Below are 14,140 nucleotides of genomic sequence, written 5' to 3' on the forward strand. Positions count from 1 at the left end.
GCACCGAACGCACACCTCCCGTGGGTGTTACGGATCAGCGGGCCGAAAACGCGGGTGCGGCGGGCGAAAAGAAAATTTCCCGGCCTACCAATCCGCCCCGGCACCGGCTCCGAATCCCGGGGCGTCAGGCAAGTTGGCACTGAGGACGGACGGCATGACACCTCTCTTCTCCAGGAGCGGCGCGGGTCGCAAGGGACTGGTCTCGCTCCTGTGTGGTGCGCTGGCCGCCGGAGGGCTCGCAGCCGCCGGCGTCGCCACGCTGGAACCCGGGGCGGCCTCCGCCTCCTCCCACCGGGAGGCCCCGCTGATCTCGGGGACCCCGCAGTACGACAACACGGACCTGTACGCGTTCGTCAGCCCGGACAAGCCGGACACGACCACCATCGTGGCCGACTGGATCCCGTTCGAGGAGCCCGCGGGCGGCCCCAACTTCTACACGTTCGCGGACGACGCCCAGTACGACATCCACATCGACAACAACGGTGACGCGCAGGGCGAGTTGCTCTTCCGCTACACCTTCAAGACGCACACGAAGAACGGGAACACCTTCCTCTACAACACCGGCCCTGTCACGAACCTGGCCGACCCCGACCTCAACGTCACACAGACGTACGACCTCGACCTGATCCGGCTGAAGAACCAGCACGTGGTGTCGAAGACCAAGCTCGCCGACGACGTGCCGGTGGCGCCGTCCAACGTGGGCAAGGCGTCCATGCCGGACTACGGCAAGCTGCGCGCGCAGGCGGTGTACAAGACGGCCGGCGGGGCCAGCACCTTCGCCGGGCAGGCGGACGACCCCTTCTTCCTGGATCTGCGGGTCTTCGACCTGCTGTACGGCGGCAACCTCACCGAGGTCGGCCGGGACACGCTGAAGGGCTACAACGTCAACACCATCGCCCTCCAGGTCCCGAACGACCTGATCCGCGAGTCATCCGGGCAGCCCGTCGTGGGCATCTGGTCCACCACGCAGCGCCGGAACGCACAGGGGTACTACTCGCAGGTCTCGCGCCTCGGCAACCCGCTGGTCAACGAGGTGGTCAACCCGCAGCGGGACAAGGACCGGTTCAACGCGTCGCAGCCCTGGGACGACGGGCAGTTCCTGAAGAACGTCACCAACCCGGAACTGCCGAAGCTGATCGAGTCCATCTACAAGATCAAGGCGCCCACGGAGCCCCGCAACGACCTGGTCGACGTCTTCCTCAAGGGCGTCAAGGGCCTCAACCAGCCCCCGAACGTGCGCCCTTCGGAGGAGTTGCGCCTCAACACGTCGATCAAACCGAGCATGCATCCGAAGCGGCTCGGGGTGCTGGACGGCGACAACGCGGGCTTCCCGAACGGCCGCCGGCTCACCGACGACGTGGTGGACGAGGCCCTGCAGGTCGTCGAGGGCGAACTGGTCGGCTCCAAGAACGACTTGGGCGACGCCGTGGACCAGAACGACCAGAAGTTCGAGAAGTACTTCCCGTACGTCGCCGAGCCCACGTCCGGCTCGCGCGGCCCGCTTGCCAAGGGCACGACCTCGGGTACGGACGTGCGCAGCCAGCTCGGTGACGCGTTGCGGCCGGCGGCCGGGGCGTCCTCGGGCGGTACGAGCGACACCGTGCTGATCGCGGGCTCGGCGGCCTCCGGCGCGGCCGGAATCCTGCTGATCGGCACCGCCTTCGCCTGGTGGCGCCGGCGCATGCACCGCCCGTACTGACCCCCACCCCACCGACCGGCGCGGCCCGTACCCACTCCCCCACGGCGGGCCGCGCCACCCCCCTTCCGACCACCACCAGGCGATCCAGGAGCAGGCATGGCACCGCGTACGAGGGACGAGGAGACCGGTGGGCGACGGTGGCGAAGTCTTCAACTCGCCAGCACGGCCGCACTGTTGGCCGTGGCGCTGACGGGCGGGGCGATCGCCGTCGGGGCCGCGCGGGACGCGGCGCCTGCAGCCGCGGTGGCCGCCTCCGGTGCCGTGGATCCCGCGCTGCTGAGCGGCGGCGACCTGGACGCCGGTATCGCCGCGCTGCAGACGCATCTCCGCGCCCAGCCGAGGGACTCCGGCGGCTGGGCCACGCTCGGCCTGGCCTACGTCGAGCAGGCGCGGACCAAGGGCGACCCGTCCCGGTACCCGCAGGCGGAGAAGGCGTTGCGGCGGTCCCTGACGCTGACCCCGGACAACGACCAGGCGCTGGCGGGCCGGGCCGCCCTCGCCGCCGCCCGGCACGACTTCCGGGGCGCCCTGACCTACGCGGACCGGGCCCTGAAGCGGAACCCGTACAGCGAGCGAGCGCTGTCCTCCCGTATCGACGCCCTGGTCGAACTCGGCCGCTACGACAAGGCGTCGAAGGCTGCCGGGACCGCCGACGCACGCAGGCCAGGGGTCCCCGTGTTCACGCGGTACGCGTACGTGCACGAGCTGCGCGGCGATGTGGCGACGGCTCGGCGCGTGCTCAAGCAGGCCCTGGCCGCCGCGACTTCGCCCGGAGACACGGCGTACGTCGCGACCCAGCTCGGCCAACTCGCCTGGAACCAGGGCGAATACGGGACCGCGCTCGGCTACTACTCCCGTGCCCTGGCCGCCGACGACGGCTATGTCCCGGCGCTCGAAGGCCGGGCCCGCGCCCAGGCGGCGAGCGGGCGGCGGGCCGAGGCCGTCAAGGGCATGGAGGCCGTGGTGGCCCGCTATCCGCTGCCCGGCCCGCTCGTGGAACTCGGCGAGCTGTACGAGGCGCGCGGCGCGGCGGGCGACCGGGCCAGGGCCCGCGAGCAGTACGCCCTGGTGGCCGCCTGGACCGCTCTGGCCCGCGCCAACGGCGTCGACGTCGACCTCGACACCGCGCTGGCCGCCGCCGACCACGGCGACCGGGCGACCGCGCTGCACGCGGCCCGCGCCGAGTGGGCCCGGCGGCACACTGTGCACACCGCGGACGCCCTCGCCTGGGCACTGCACGTCAACGGCCGCGACCGGGAGGCCCTTCCGTACGCGCGCCGGGCCACGGCCACCGGCTACCGCAACGCCTCCTTCCGCTACCACCGCGGCATGATCGAGCTGGCCACGGGCCACCGGGCGGACGGCCATACCTGGCTGGCGGCGGCCCTGCGGCTGAACCCCGGCTTCTCCCCGCTGGGCGCCGCCGAGGCCCGCAGGGCGCTGGGGGGCGCGCGGTGAGGCTGCGGTTCGCGTTCGTGCTCACCGCCGTGGGTGTCCTCGCGCTCCTTCCCGCCGGCACCGCGAGCGCGCATCCCCTCGGGAATTTCACCGTCAACCGCTACGACGGTCTGGTCGCCGCCCCCGGCACCCTCAGCGTCGACCATGTGGAGGACCTCGCCGAGATCCCGGCGACGCAGGCCAGGCCGGACATCGAGCGGCTGGGCATGGCGGAGTGGGCTCGGCGGCGGTGCGAACAGGCCTCGCGGCACAGCGAGGTGACCGTGGACGGGCGCGCTGTCCCGCTCGCCGTGCACGGCAGCCGGGCCGCCCTGCGCCCCGGCCAGGCGGGCCTCAACACCCTGCGCGTGGAGTGCCGTTCGACCGCTCCCCTCCCCAGGGGCCGCTCGCTCGCCCTGGGCTTCCACAGCGCGGTGACCTGGTCGGGACCCGGCTGGCGGGAGATCACCGCGCGCGGGGACCGGATGACGCTCACCGCGTCGGACGTACCGAAGGCATCCGTCTCGCACGAACTCACTTCCTACCCCAAGGACTTGCTGTCGTCCCCGGCCGACAGCTCCACCGCGTCGCTGCGCATCCGCCCCGGCGGTCCCGCCCTCGCCGCGCAGCAGCAGGACGCACCGGCCGCCTCCGTGCTGCCCCGGGGCGCCGACCGCTGGACGCGGGCCCTGGACGACCTGGTCGCCCGGCGTGACCTCACCCTGGGTTTCGCCACCCTCGCCCTGCTCATCGCGGTGGGCCTCGGCGCGCTGCACGCCCTGGCGCCGGGCCACGGCAAGACGCTGATGGCGGCGACCGCGGCGGCCCGTGGCGGCAGGGCCCGGCCCCGGGACGTACTGCCGCTCGCCGCCTCCGTCACGGTGACCCACACCCTCGGCGTCGTCACCCTGGGCCTGCTCGTCACCGCCGGGTCCGCCGCCACGCCGTCGGTGATCGGCTGGCTGGGGCTCGCGAGCGGCGCCCTGGTCCTCGCGACGGGCACCCACCTCGTACGCCGGGCCTGGCGCGACCGCGCGCACGAACACCACCACGCCGCAGAGCACACTCATGGCAGCCACACCCATGGCGGGCACACCCATGGAAGCCACACCCATGGCGGGCACACCCACACCCACCCCGCCGCCCCCTCCCTGCGCGGCACGATCCTGCTCGGGTTCGCGGGCGGGCTGGTGCCCAGCCCGTCGGCCGTGGTCGTACTGGTCGGTGCCACGGCGCTCGGGCAGGCCTGGTTCGGGCTGCTGCTCGTCGTGGCGTACGGGGTGGGGCTGGCGCTGACGCTGACGGCGGCCGGGTTCGCCGTGGTCCGGCTGGGGTCGAAGGTCACCCGGATGCTGGAGCGGCGCCCGCGCCTGACCGCTCACCGGCCGGTGGCGCTGCTCCGCCGGACCGTGCCGCTCGCCTCCGCGCTGGCCGTGCTGGCCCTGGGTGCCGGATTGGTGCTCAGGGGGGCCGCATCCGCCCTCGGTTGAGCTACTTTTGTGGAGAAATCACGCGAGATGCCTTGGGGGGCGCCCGTGTCCGAGGAACCGGGCCGTGAACGTGTGATCGCGGGCCGCTACCGCCTGCTGTCCGCGCTGGGCGAGGGCGGCATGGGAACCGTGTGGCGGGCCCGCGACGAGGTGCTGCACCGCGAGGTGGCCGTCAAGGAGGTGCGGGCCCCGGCCGGGCTGCCGGCCTCGGAGGTGGAGCGGCTGCATGCCCGCCTGGAGCGCGAGGCGTGGGCTGCGGCCCGGGTCGCGCACCGCAACGTGGTTACGGTGTACGACGTGGCGGCGGAGGCGGGCCGCCCGTGGATCGTGATGGAGCTGGTGCGCGGCCTGTCGCTGGCCGACCAGTTGGCGGCGGAGGGTCCGCTGTCCCCTCAGCGGGCCGCGCGCATCGGGGCCGAGGTGCTGGCCGCGCTGCACGCCGCGCACGCCGCAGGGGTGCTGCACCGGGACGTGAAGCCGGCCAATGTGCTGCTGGCCAACGACGGCCGGGTGGTCCTGACCGACTTCGGTATCGCCTCCATGGAGGGCAGCTCCGCGCTGACCATGACCGGCGAGGTGGTCGGCTCGCCGGAATTCCTGGCCCCTGAGCGGGCGTTGGGCCGTACGCCGGGCCCGGAGTCGGACCTCTGGTCGCTCGGGGTGCTGCTGTACGCGGCCGTCGAGGGCGGCTCGCCGTTCCGCCATGACACCCCGATCAGCACCCTGCGCGCGGTGGTGGAGGACGAGTTGCCGCCGCCGCGCCGGGCCGGGCCGCTGGCCGGTGTCATCGCGGGGCTGCTGCGCAAGAATCCCGCCGAGCGGCTGTCCGCCGAGCGGGCCGAGCGGGAGCTGCGGCTGGTCGCCGCTGGCGGCGCCCCCCGGGCGGACCCCGCGCCGTACACCTCCTCGCCGTACACCTCCTCGCCGTACACCGCGCCGACGGCCGTGGCCCCGCCACAACAGCCGTACCCCACACCACCGTTGCCGCTGCGGTCCGGGGCGCCCACGGAGCCGCCGTTCGGGCTCGACGAGCCTCGGCGCGAACGCCGGGCCGGCGTGGTGCTGATCGCGGGGGTGCTCGCGGTCGCCCTCGCGCTGGCGGGGCTGGCGTACGCACTGCTCCACCACGGCAACGGCGGTGACCATGCGGCCAGTGGCGGCAGATCGCCGGCTGCCGGTGTGAACTCATCAGCACTGCATGGCAGTTCGGCCTCGCCGAGCACGTCGCCGTCATCGCCGTACGCCAGCACCTCGGAGAGCAGTGGGCCCGCCGCCCCGTCCGTGCGGGTGACGCTGACCGGTGCGCACACCGCGTACTCCGGGACCTGTCCGCCGCCGGACGCCCAGGCGCCCGCGTTCACGGCGACATTCACGGTGGGGCAGGTGCCCGCGCAGGTGGAGTACCGGTGGGTGCTGGACCACGGCTCGGTCTCCGACCCGGGATGGAAGACGCTGTCGTTCCCGGCGGGCGGCGCGTCGACCCGGCAGGAACAGCTGACCGTGACGGCGTACGAGGACGGCGGGACGGTCGAGAACGCGGTCAGTGTGGAGGTGCGCAGTCCGGTGCGGACGACGTCCGATCCGGTGCCGCTCTCGGTGACGTGCACGACGGGCACCGCAACGGCGACGGAGACCCCGCCGTCCGGCGGGGCCTCCACTTCGTCCGGTCCAACTCCCTGACGGATCAGGCGTTGTTGGTGAAGACCGGGAGGTAGCCGCCGGAGTGTCCGGCCGCGGTCGGGTGGTACGACACGCCGATGTCCAGCCAGTTGAGGCTGTGCAGCCAGGAGTCGCCGGAGCAGATCTCGTGGGCGGAGAACGCGGGACGGACGTCACCCCAGACGAAGCTGTGGGCCAGGGCGCGCTTCTGGATGGCGTTGTCGATGTAGTCGGCCGCGCCGTTGATCGCGGTGCGCTTGGTGTCCGAGAGGCCGACGCAGATCTGGCCGGTCAGGTAGAGGCGGGGGTAGCCGATCACGACCACCCGGGCGTTGGGGGCCTTGGACCTGATGGCGTTGTAGACGGTGTCGAGCTTGCCGGGGAGCGTCGAGTCGACGTACGCCTTGGCGGTGGCGACGTCGGACAGGCAGTCGCTGTCCGACCCGAGCACACAGTCCGTCATCACGCTGGAGAACCCGGCGTCATTGCCGCCGATCGTGATGGACACCAGCGAGGTGGAGGAGTTCAGCGAGCCGAGCTGGTTGGCCATCACGTCGTCCGTCTTGGCGCCCGAGCAGGCGTTGAAGGCGAACGAGGACGGGGAGTGGGCCGCGTTCCACAGGTAGGGGTACGCGTTGGTGCTGCGGTCGCAGCTGCCGCTCGAGCTGATGTAGTTGCCCGCTCCGACTCCGGAGGAGTAGGAGTCGCCGAGCGCCACGTAGCCGCCGGTCGCGGCCGTTGACGCCTGTGCCGTGGCGGCCCCGGAGAGGCCGAGGCCGGTGGCAAGGAGGAGCGAAGTAACTAATCCGGTAAGTCGGAAACGTCTCATGGTGCCTCCCTATAGCAGGATCTCTGCCGCAACTTTGGTAGCAGCTACGCGTGTTGAGTGGAAGTGTTCATGCCAAAACTGTTGCGAGCTCAACCGGCCCGACCCGAGACGTTTCCGCCCAGACTGTTACATGTTCATGTCAGTCAAGTTGACGGGCCTTCAGCCCTGAAGAACCTCGCCTTGCCATCAGGTGCCACCACGTCTCGGGAACACCCGGAACAAGGTGCGGAAATGCCGTGCACGCGCCGCACCTGTGCCCGATCATGGCGGCATGTCTGCGAACCCACACGACGCTCTGCCGATCCGGCTCAACGTCGACGACTCCGACTCGCCGTCCGACGTCGTCGACGCGCTGTTCCTCGGCCGATTCGCGACGGGCGAGCAACCGTACTCCCACGCGGCGAACATCGACCGCGTGCGCTCCGGCGCGACCCTGCTGCCGGACGGCGCCCGCGTGCTGCGCATCGCCCGCGACGACGACCGCAGTGCGACCCTCGCCGAGGGCGACGGCTGGACCCTGCTGGTCTCGCGCTGGAACCGGGGCGCGGACGTCACGGTCACCGCGACCACCGCCGAACTGGCGAAGCAGGTCCTCGACCAGGCCACGGACGGCGCGGCGGACGAACCCGAACCGCAGCCGGAGAACGTGTCGATGGGCTTCTGGTACGTCTCCCCGAGGCGCGGCCCGTACCGCACCACCCGGCAGATCTCCGCAGGCACGTGGGACGAGATCCGCCCCAACTACACGGCTCCGGTGGCGGATGCGATGGACCGCCTGATGAAGACGACCCCGGAGGACATCGCCGGCCGGCTGCTCCTGCTGCACGGCCCGCCCGGCACCGGCAAGACCTCCGCACTGCGCACGCTGGCCCGCTCCTGGCGGGACTGGTGCCAGGTGGACTGCGTCCTCGACCCCGAGCGGCTCTTCTCCGACGTCGGCTATCTGATGGACATCGCGATCGGCGAGGAGGACGCGGCCGGCAAGGGCCGCTGGCGTCTGCTCCTGCTGGAGGACTGCGACGAGCTGATCCGCGGCGAGGCCCGGCACACCGCGGGCCAGGCCCTGTCCCGGCTGCTCAACCTCACCGACGGCCTGCTCGGCCAGGGCCGCAACGTCCTGGTCGGCGTCACCACCAACGAGGACCTGGAGCGGCTGCACCCGGCCGTCGTCCGCCCCGGCCGCTGCCTGGCCCGCATCGAGGTGGGCCCGCTGACCCGCCGCGAGGCGGTGAACTGGCTCGGCACCGAGGAGGGAGTCGGCCGGGAGGGGGCGACGCTGGCCGAGCTGTACGCCCTGCGCCGGGGCACGGCGCCGACGTCGGTGCCGGGCGCGCGGGAGGGGGCGGACGCGGGGCTGTACCTGTAGGACCGCCGCTCGGGTGCTTTGATGAAGGTATGCCCCTGTTCGTCGGCACGTCGGGATGGCAGTACAAGGACTGGCGGGGCGTCCTGTACCCGGCCGACCGTCCGACCCGGCTGTGGCTGGAGGAGTACGCGGCCCACTTCGCCACGGTGGAGATCAACAACGCGTTCTACCGGCTGCCGACGCGGGAGAACTTCGAGGCGTGGCGGGACCGGGTGCCCGAGGACTTCGTGGTCGCGGTCAAGGCCAGCCGCTATCTGACCCACATCAAGCGCCTGAAGGACCCCGCGGAACCGGTCCACCGCCTGATGACCCACGCGGCCGGCCTGGGCGACCGCCTGGGCCCGGTCCTCCTCCAGCTCCCGCCCACGTTGCGCGTGGACCCGCCCCTGCTGGACGCCTGCCTGGCCTGCTTCCCGTCCGGTACGAGGATCGCGGTGGAGCCCCGCCACGACTCCTGGTGGACGCCGGAGGTGCGCGAGGTCCTGGCGTCCCGGGGAGCGGCCCTGTGCTGGGCTGACGTCCAGGCCCACCCGGTCACCCCGCTCTGGCGCACCACCGACTGGGGCTACGTCCGCTTCCACGAGGGCCGCGCCACCCCGTGGCCCCGCTACGGCCGCCGGTCCCTGGAGACGTGGGTGGACCGCATCGCGACCACCTGGTCCGATACGGACGACGTGTACGCGTACTTCAACAACGACCCCGGCGGGGCGGCGGTGGCGGACGCGGTGACGTTCGGCAGGACGGCAGGAAGGGCGGGTCTGACAGTGACACGCATTCCGGAGCCCGCCGCACACCGCTGACTCGCTCAGCCCTCCCCATAAGCGGCCCGCAGCGCATCCCGCACCGCGGCCAGCGCATCCTTCTCGTCCAGCCCAAGTCGCCGCACCCGCTCCGCATAAGCCTGCGCGGCAGCAGCCGCCTCCCGCTCCGCGGCCGAGCCGGCGGCAGCCACGAACGTTCCGTTGCGGCCGCGCGTCTCGATCACCCCGTCCGTCTCCAGCGCCCGGTACGCCTTGGCCACGGTGTTCACCGCGAGCCCCAGCGACTCGGCCAGCCCCCGCACGGTCGGCAGCCGGTACCCCACCGGCAGCGCCCCGCTCCGCGCCAGCTCGGAAATCTGCGCCCGCACCTGCTCGTACGGCGGCGCGCTGTCATCGATGTGGATCTTCAGGCTCACAGGCCGATTGTCCCGCACCCGCCGGAAATCCGAGAGGCGGAAAATGGGAGGCACCCCGGCGGCTCTCTGCGTACGGTGCCTGCACATGACCGTGATCGTGCGCGTTCTGCGCCCTGACGTCACCGCCGACACCGAGGGTTTCACCCAGGTCCGTCGGCTCGCCCTGCCGTTCATCCTGACCACCCCGGACTCGGTCCGCCACACCGCCACCCACATGCACCCCGACGCCCGTTTCCGTCCGCTCCTCGCGGAGGAGGACGGCGAGGTGATCGGCACGGCACAGGTGCACCTGGCCCACGACAGCCCCGAGCCGGGAGTGGGCTGCGTGAACGTGTACGTGCGCCCGGACCGCACCCACCGCGGCGCGGGCCGGCTCCTGGTGAAGGCCGCCGAGGAGTACCTGGCCGCGCAGGGAGCCACCAAGCTGCTCAGCTGGGTCCTCGACGAGCCCGCCAACCGCGCCTTCGCCGAGCGGCACGGCTACACGAGCAGCCGTTCCGCCCACTTCTTCCGGCTGGACCTGGCGAACGGCACCCTGCCCCCGCTACCGGACGTCCCTCCCGGTGTCGAACTGCGCACCGCGGCCGACTTCGCGGACGACCCCCGGCCGCTGTTCGAGCTGGACGCGGAGACGGTGTCGGACGAACCGGGCGACGTCGCGATCGAGTTCACGGACTACGACACCTGGGTCGAGGAGAGCTGGAAGCACCCGCTGCTGAACCGGGAGCTGACCATGGCCGCGGTCGTCGACGGCCGCCCGGTCGCGTTCAGCGTGGCGTACACGGACGGCCTCGGCCACTACCTGTCCGCGATGACCGGCACCGCCCGCGCCTACCGGGGCCGTGGCCTGGCCAAGCTCGCCAAGCTCCACTCCCTCTACCGGGCCCGCGCCGCCGGCGTCACCGAGGCGTTCACGGGCAACGACACCGGGAACGACCCCATGATTGCGATCAACACTTGGCTCGGATACGAGATCTGTGCGACGGAGGTGCGCTATGTCCGCGAACTCGGCTGAGACGCCGGTCGAGGTGGAGGTCGTCCTGGTCAAGGCCGGCCGTACGAAGATCCGTTACGCCGCGCAGCTGATCGGCGACGACGGTACCCGCGTGTCGGTCCGGGCTCCCTGGGCGGGCGAGGGCGTCCGGGACTTCGGCTTCGTGCGCTTCGAGCCGGGCGATGTGTTCACCGAGCACTACTGGCGGGACCGCTGGTACTCCGTGAAGGAGGTGCGCGCGGCGGACGGCTCGGTCAAGGGCTGGTACTGCGACATCACCCGGCCCGCGGTCCTCTCCGGCGCGGAGCTGGTGGTGGAGGACCTCGACCTGGACCTGTGGCGCTCGGCCGACGGCAGGGACGTACGACGCCTGGACGAGGACGAGTTCGCCGCGAGCGGGCTGGCGGAGTCGGACCCGGAGGCCGCGTCCGCCGCCATGGCCGCCCTCGACGAACTGGAGGCGCTGGCCCTGGGCGGCGACTTCGAGAAGCTGCTGCCCTGATCCCGGCACCGGCCCGGCCTCCCGCCAGTGCCGCAGGGCGGGGTCGGGGTCGGGGTCGGGCAGCGTCCACAGCACATGCCGGACGAGGACGACGTCATCTCGCTCGTCATGTCCAAAGAGTGACACCCGCCACTGACAATCCGGCACCGATGAGGAACCCTCGCCGAAAGGGTCTACCTCCGTGACCGTCCGGATCTCGGGTAGGCACTGAAGGAGGCAGCCATGCGCCGCATGACCGTGCAGAAGCCCCTGAAGAAGACCGACAGCCGCCGGATCCGCGAGACCCGCGAGGCGGCGGAAGAACGCCCCACGGGACGCCCCGAGGTGCGGGGGGACATCGCACGCACCTGGTGGCCGGACGGCTGACGCCGCCGCGCGCGCCCTTCAGCCCAGCCGCTTGCGGTAGTGGAGGCGGTCGTAGGGGCCGTCGACGCGGCGTTCCACGACCTCGTAGCCGTACCGCGGATAGATCTTCTGGTTCTCCCACATCAGCGCGTTGGTGTAGAGCCTGATCTCGCCGAGCCCCAGCTCCCGCGCGCGTGCGTCCACGAAGTGCAGCAGCCGCCGTCCCACCCCCTGGCCGTGCGCGTCGGGGTGGACGGCGATGCTGTCGAGGAACAGGTGGTCGGCGTGGGCCTCGATGACGACGAGCCCGGTCACCGGCTCGCCCGTGACGAACACCTTCTCCGCGGCCACGTTCACCGTGTGGTCCGCCTCCATGGGCTGCGGCACCACACCGATGCGCTCGATGTAGTGGTGGTACGCCGCGTCGGTCACGGACTTCACGGCCGGTACGTCGGCGGGGCCGGCCGGGCGGATCAGGTCGTCTGTCATGCCGCGCACGGTACCTACCTGAGCGCAGCCTCAGCACTCCCTTAAGCCGACCATAGGCAGGGGATTTCACGGTTCCTGGGGGGCTACCTTCGTCTCACCCCAAGGGATTCGGCCGCGGGGCCTGTCCGGCGGCTCAGGCCGGACAGGCCCCGGGCGCGAGTAGTCCCGAGATCAGCTGAAGACCGACGCGCAGGTGGTGGCGGAGGCGCGCGCCGGGTCGAGCGCGTTGGCCACCTCGTGGAAGGCGATGCGGTCGATCGTGCCGATCGCCACGTGCTCGCTCAGGTCGAGCGGGCACAGGTCCTGGAGCAGGACGTTGTGGACGTCCGGGCCGTTCAGGTACTGGCTCTGCCAGGGCGTGGCCACCTCATCGTGCTTGGTGGCGATGACCGTGTAGTGCACTCCGGGGACGGTGTCACCGCCCGCGTTGAGCTTGGTGAGGAAGTCGGAGCCGGGGATCTGGTCGGCGAGGCCGGGGGTGGTGGCCTTGATCAGGTCCCCCGCACCGGGGAAGTACGGCAGCAGGTTGGTCAGACCGCTGAGGGTGGCGCCGTGGTTGTCGGGGGCGAGGCCGACGAGGGCGTTCACCTTCGCGGCCCCGCCGAGGAACTTCAGGTAGTAGCGGGGCATCATGCCGCCCTGCGAGTGGCCGACCAGGTCCGCCTTGGCGGCTCCGGTCGCGGCGAGCACCTTGTCGACGAAGTCGGACAGCTGCTGCGCCGACTTGTCGATGGGGCCGAGGCCGTAGAAGAGGGGGACGCCGGGGAGTTGGCCGTAGTCGAAGGAGTAGACGCAGTATCCGCGGCTCTCCAGGTACGGGGCGAGGGACAGCCAGTTGTCCCAGGAGTTGCCCAGCGTGCCGTGGACGAGCACGACCGGGCGGGGGTGTGCGGCGGAGGGCTGGCAGGACCAGTCGTTCCAGCCCTTGCTCGGGGCCGCGTCGGCGGCGTGCGCGGTGGCGGCGGGTACGGCGGCGACGGCGGCGGTCAGCAGCAGCGCGGCAAGCGGTCTGAAGAGTCGCTTCCAGGGCAGCATCGAGTGATCTCCTTGCGGCTCAAGGGAGGTGGGGCGGCTCAACCCAGTGATCCGGATCACGTGGATGCTGTTCACTCGTCAAGTTACGGGCGAGTAGTACGGATGTGAAGTTACGCGTCGGTAAAAACTGCGGGTAACATCCGGAGGCGCTCTTGCCACCTGCGCATCACTGATGGTCAGTCACCGGACTTACCAGGCAGGCCTGATCGGACCATAGGGGGCGATCCGCGCCAAACGGTCCCCCAACGCGCGTACTTCACCCTCGCCCAGCACTTCGGCCCACACCCCCACCACCTCGGCAGCCGCCGCCTCGGCCGCCCTGGTGCAGGCCCACCCCTGCTCGGTCAGCACGATCAGCCGGGCCCGCGCGTCCTCGGGATGCGGCAGCCGCTCGGCGTACCCCTTGCGCACGATCTCGTCCACCAGCTGGCTGGCGGCCTGCTTGGTCACCCCGAGGTGCGCGGCGAGGTCGGTGACGGTGGCGCCGTCCGGGGCGAGCCGCGCGAAGGCGAAACCGTGGGCGGGCCGGAGGTCCGTGAAACCGCGGGCCACGACCCCGTCATTGATGCGCTGCGTCAGGTCGCCGGCCGCGGCGAGCAAGGCGGCGGACAGGGCCATGGCTTCGGAGTTCTGCACAGAGGCATTGAAACACCCTTGACGGATTGGTCAAGCAGCTTGACCATGGAGGGCAGACAGTCAAGCAGCTTGACCAATCGAACGGAGTTCACCGTCATGCCCGTCGTCCGCGCATCGGAGTCCGTGACGCACGAGATCCACGGCGCCCGCTTCGTCTCGTACGCCTCCCCGCTCACCGGCAGCAAGGAACTGTGCGCCTGGCGCGGGGAGATCCCCGCGGGCACCAAGGCGCACGCCCACACCGTCAGCCGGGAGGAGATCTTCCATCTGCTCCTCGGGGAACTGCTGATCACCCTCGACGGCCGCACCGAGCGGATCTCCGCGGGAGACACGGTGATCATCAACCCGGGCGCGACCCTCGCCGTCGAGAACCCGACCGACCACACGGCGATCTCCTGGGTCACCACCTCCGTCGGCCTCACGGCGGAAATGGCCGACGGCACCCGCATCACGCCGCCATGGGCCAACTGACGGCCGACCGA

General features: G+C 71.6%; 15 protein-coding genes and 1 pseudogene. 10 read left to right on the top strand and 6 right to left on the bottom strand.

Going from position 1 to position 14,140, the window contains the following annotated elements; translation table 11 throughout:
• Nucleotides 1-154: 154 nt before the first annotated feature.
• The 4 genes from ACWD35_RS04480 to ACWD35_RS04495 all read left to right on the top strand — a co-directional run bounded on the left by ACWD35_RS04480 (nt 155) and on the right by ACWD35_RS04495 (nt 6,306).
• A complete protein-coding gene (locus ACWD35_RS04480; RefSeq protein ID WP_451349637.1) occupies nt 155-1,699 on the top strand; it encodes a DUF4331 domain-containing protein in 1,545 nt (514 codons plus the stop codon).
• 96 nt (nt 1,700-1,795) lie between these two features.
• Nucleotides 1,796-3,157 (top strand): tetratricopeptide repeat protein, encoded by a 1,362-nt coding sequence (locus tag ACWD35_RS04485; RefSeq protein WP_451349638.1) that lies wholly within the window; start codon nt 1,796-1,798, stop codon nt 3,155-3,157.
• Nucleotides 3,154-4,626 (top strand): nickel transporter, encoded by a 1,473-nt coding sequence (locus ACWD35_RS04490; RefSeq protein ID WP_451349639.1) that lies wholly within the window; start codon nt 3,154-3,156, stop codon nt 4,624-4,626. The genes ACWD35_RS04485 and ACWD35_RS04490 overlap by 4 nt, the downstream gene beginning before the upstream one ends.
• Before the next feature lie 27 nt (nt 4,627-4,653).
• Nucleotides 4,654-6,306 carry a serine/threonine-protein kinase gene (locus tag ACWD35_RS04495; RefSeq protein ID WP_451349640.1) on the top strand — a complete coding sequence of 551 codons (1,653 nt, stop codon included), beginning with the start codon at nt 4,654-4,656 and terminating at the stop codon, nt 6,304-6,306.
• 4 nt (nt 6,307-6,310) lie between these two features.
• Here the strand turns inward: ACWD35_RS04495 and ACWD35_RS04500 are convergent, their stop codons facing one another.
• Nucleotides 6,311-7,114, bottom strand: coding sequence for an SGNH/GDSL hydrolase family protein (locus ACWD35_RS04500; RefSeq protein WP_451349641.1), 804 nt, complete (start codon nt 7,112-7,114; stop codon nt 6,311-6,313).
• A 271-nt stretch (nt 7,115-7,385) separates the two neighbouring features.
• Between ACWD35_RS04500 and ACWD35_RS04505 the strand changes: the two genes are divergently transcribed.
• Nucleotides 7,386-8,480: a DUF5925 domain-containing protein gene (locus ACWD35_RS04505; RefSeq protein ID WP_451349642.1), complete on the top strand. Its 1,095-nt coding sequence runs from the start codon at nt 7,386-7,388 to the stop codon at nt 8,478-8,480.
• A gap of 29 nt (nt 8,481-8,509) precedes the next feature.
• Nucleotides 8,510-9,280: a DUF72 domain-containing protein gene (locus ACWD35_RS04510; protein WP_451349643.1), complete on the top strand. Its 771-nt coding sequence runs from the start codon at nt 8,510-8,512 to the stop codon at nt 9,278-9,280.
• Nucleotides 9,281-9,285: 5 nt separating this feature from the next.
• Here the strand turns inward: ACWD35_RS04510 and ACWD35_RS04515 are convergent, their stop codons facing one another.
• Entirely contained in the window at nt 9,286-9,657 is a 372-nt protein-coding gene (locus ACWD35_RS04515; RefSeq protein ID WP_451349644.1) for a GntR family transcriptional regulator, read from the bottom strand.
• Nucleotides 9,658-9,742: 85 nt separating this feature from the next.
• On the opposite strand from ACWD35_RS04515, the gene ACWD35_RS04520 reads away from it, so the two are divergent.
• Entirely contained in the window at nt 9,743-10,672 is a 930-nt protein-coding gene (locus ACWD35_RS04520; RefSeq protein ID WP_451349645.1) for a GNAT family N-acetyltransferase, read from the top strand.
• Entirely contained in the window at nt 10,653-11,153 is a 501-nt protein-coding gene (locus ACWD35_RS04525; protein ID WP_451349646.1) for a DUF402 domain-containing protein, read from the top strand. The genes ACWD35_RS04520 and ACWD35_RS04525 overlap by 20 nt, the downstream gene beginning before the upstream one ends.
• Nucleotides 11,154-11,174: 21 nt before the next feature.
• Here ACWD35_RS04525 and ACWD35_RS04530 read toward each other — a convergent pair.
• A pseudogene (locus ACWD35_RS04530) lies at nt 11,175-11,261 on the bottom strand (SAM-dependent methyltransferase); the annotation flags it as partial.
• Nucleotides 11,262-11,375: 114 nt separating this feature from the next.
• Between ACWD35_RS04530 and ACWD35_RS04535 the strand changes: the two are divergent.
• Nucleotides 11,376-11,519: a hypothetical protein gene (locus ACWD35_RS04535; RefSeq protein WP_451349647.1), complete on the top strand. Its 144-nt coding sequence runs from the start codon at nt 11,376-11,378 to the stop codon at nt 11,517-11,519.
• 18 nt (nt 11,520-11,537) lie between these two features.
• On the opposite strand, the gene ACWD35_RS04540 is transcribed toward ACWD35_RS04535, so the two are convergent.
• The 3 genes from ACWD35_RS04540 to ACWD35_RS04550 form a co-directional block, all read right to left on the bottom strand.
• Nucleotides 11,538-11,987 (bottom strand): GNAT family N-acetyltransferase, encoded by a 450-nt coding sequence (locus tag ACWD35_RS04540; RefSeq protein ID WP_451349648.1) that lies wholly within the window; start codon nt 11,985-11,987, stop codon nt 11,538-11,540.
• Between the two features lie 171 nt (nt 11,988-12,158).
• Nucleotides 12,159-13,022, bottom strand: a complete 864-nt coding sequence (locus tag ACWD35_RS04545) for an esterase/lipase family protein (RefSeq protein ID WP_451349649.1) — start codon at nt 13,020-13,022, stop codon at nt 12,159-12,161.
• Between the two features lie 189 nt (nt 13,023-13,211).
• A complete protein-coding gene (locus tag ACWD35_RS04550) occupies nt 13,212-13,658 on the bottom strand; it encodes a MarR family winged helix-turn-helix transcriptional regulator (protein WP_451349650.1) in 447 nt (148 codons plus the stop codon).
• A 96-nt stretch (nt 13,659-13,754) separates the two neighbouring features.
• On the opposite strand from ACWD35_RS04550, the gene ACWD35_RS04555 reads away from it, so the two are divergent.
• On the top strand, nt 13,755-14,129 hold the full coding sequence (locus ACWD35_RS04555; protein ID WP_451349718.1) for a cupin domain-containing protein: 375 nt from the start codon (nt 13,755-13,757) through the stop codon (nt 14,127-14,129).
• The last annotated feature ends 11 nt before the right edge of the window (nt 14,130-14,140 follow it).

Source organism: Streptomyces sp. NPDC002671, assembly GCF_053592475.1.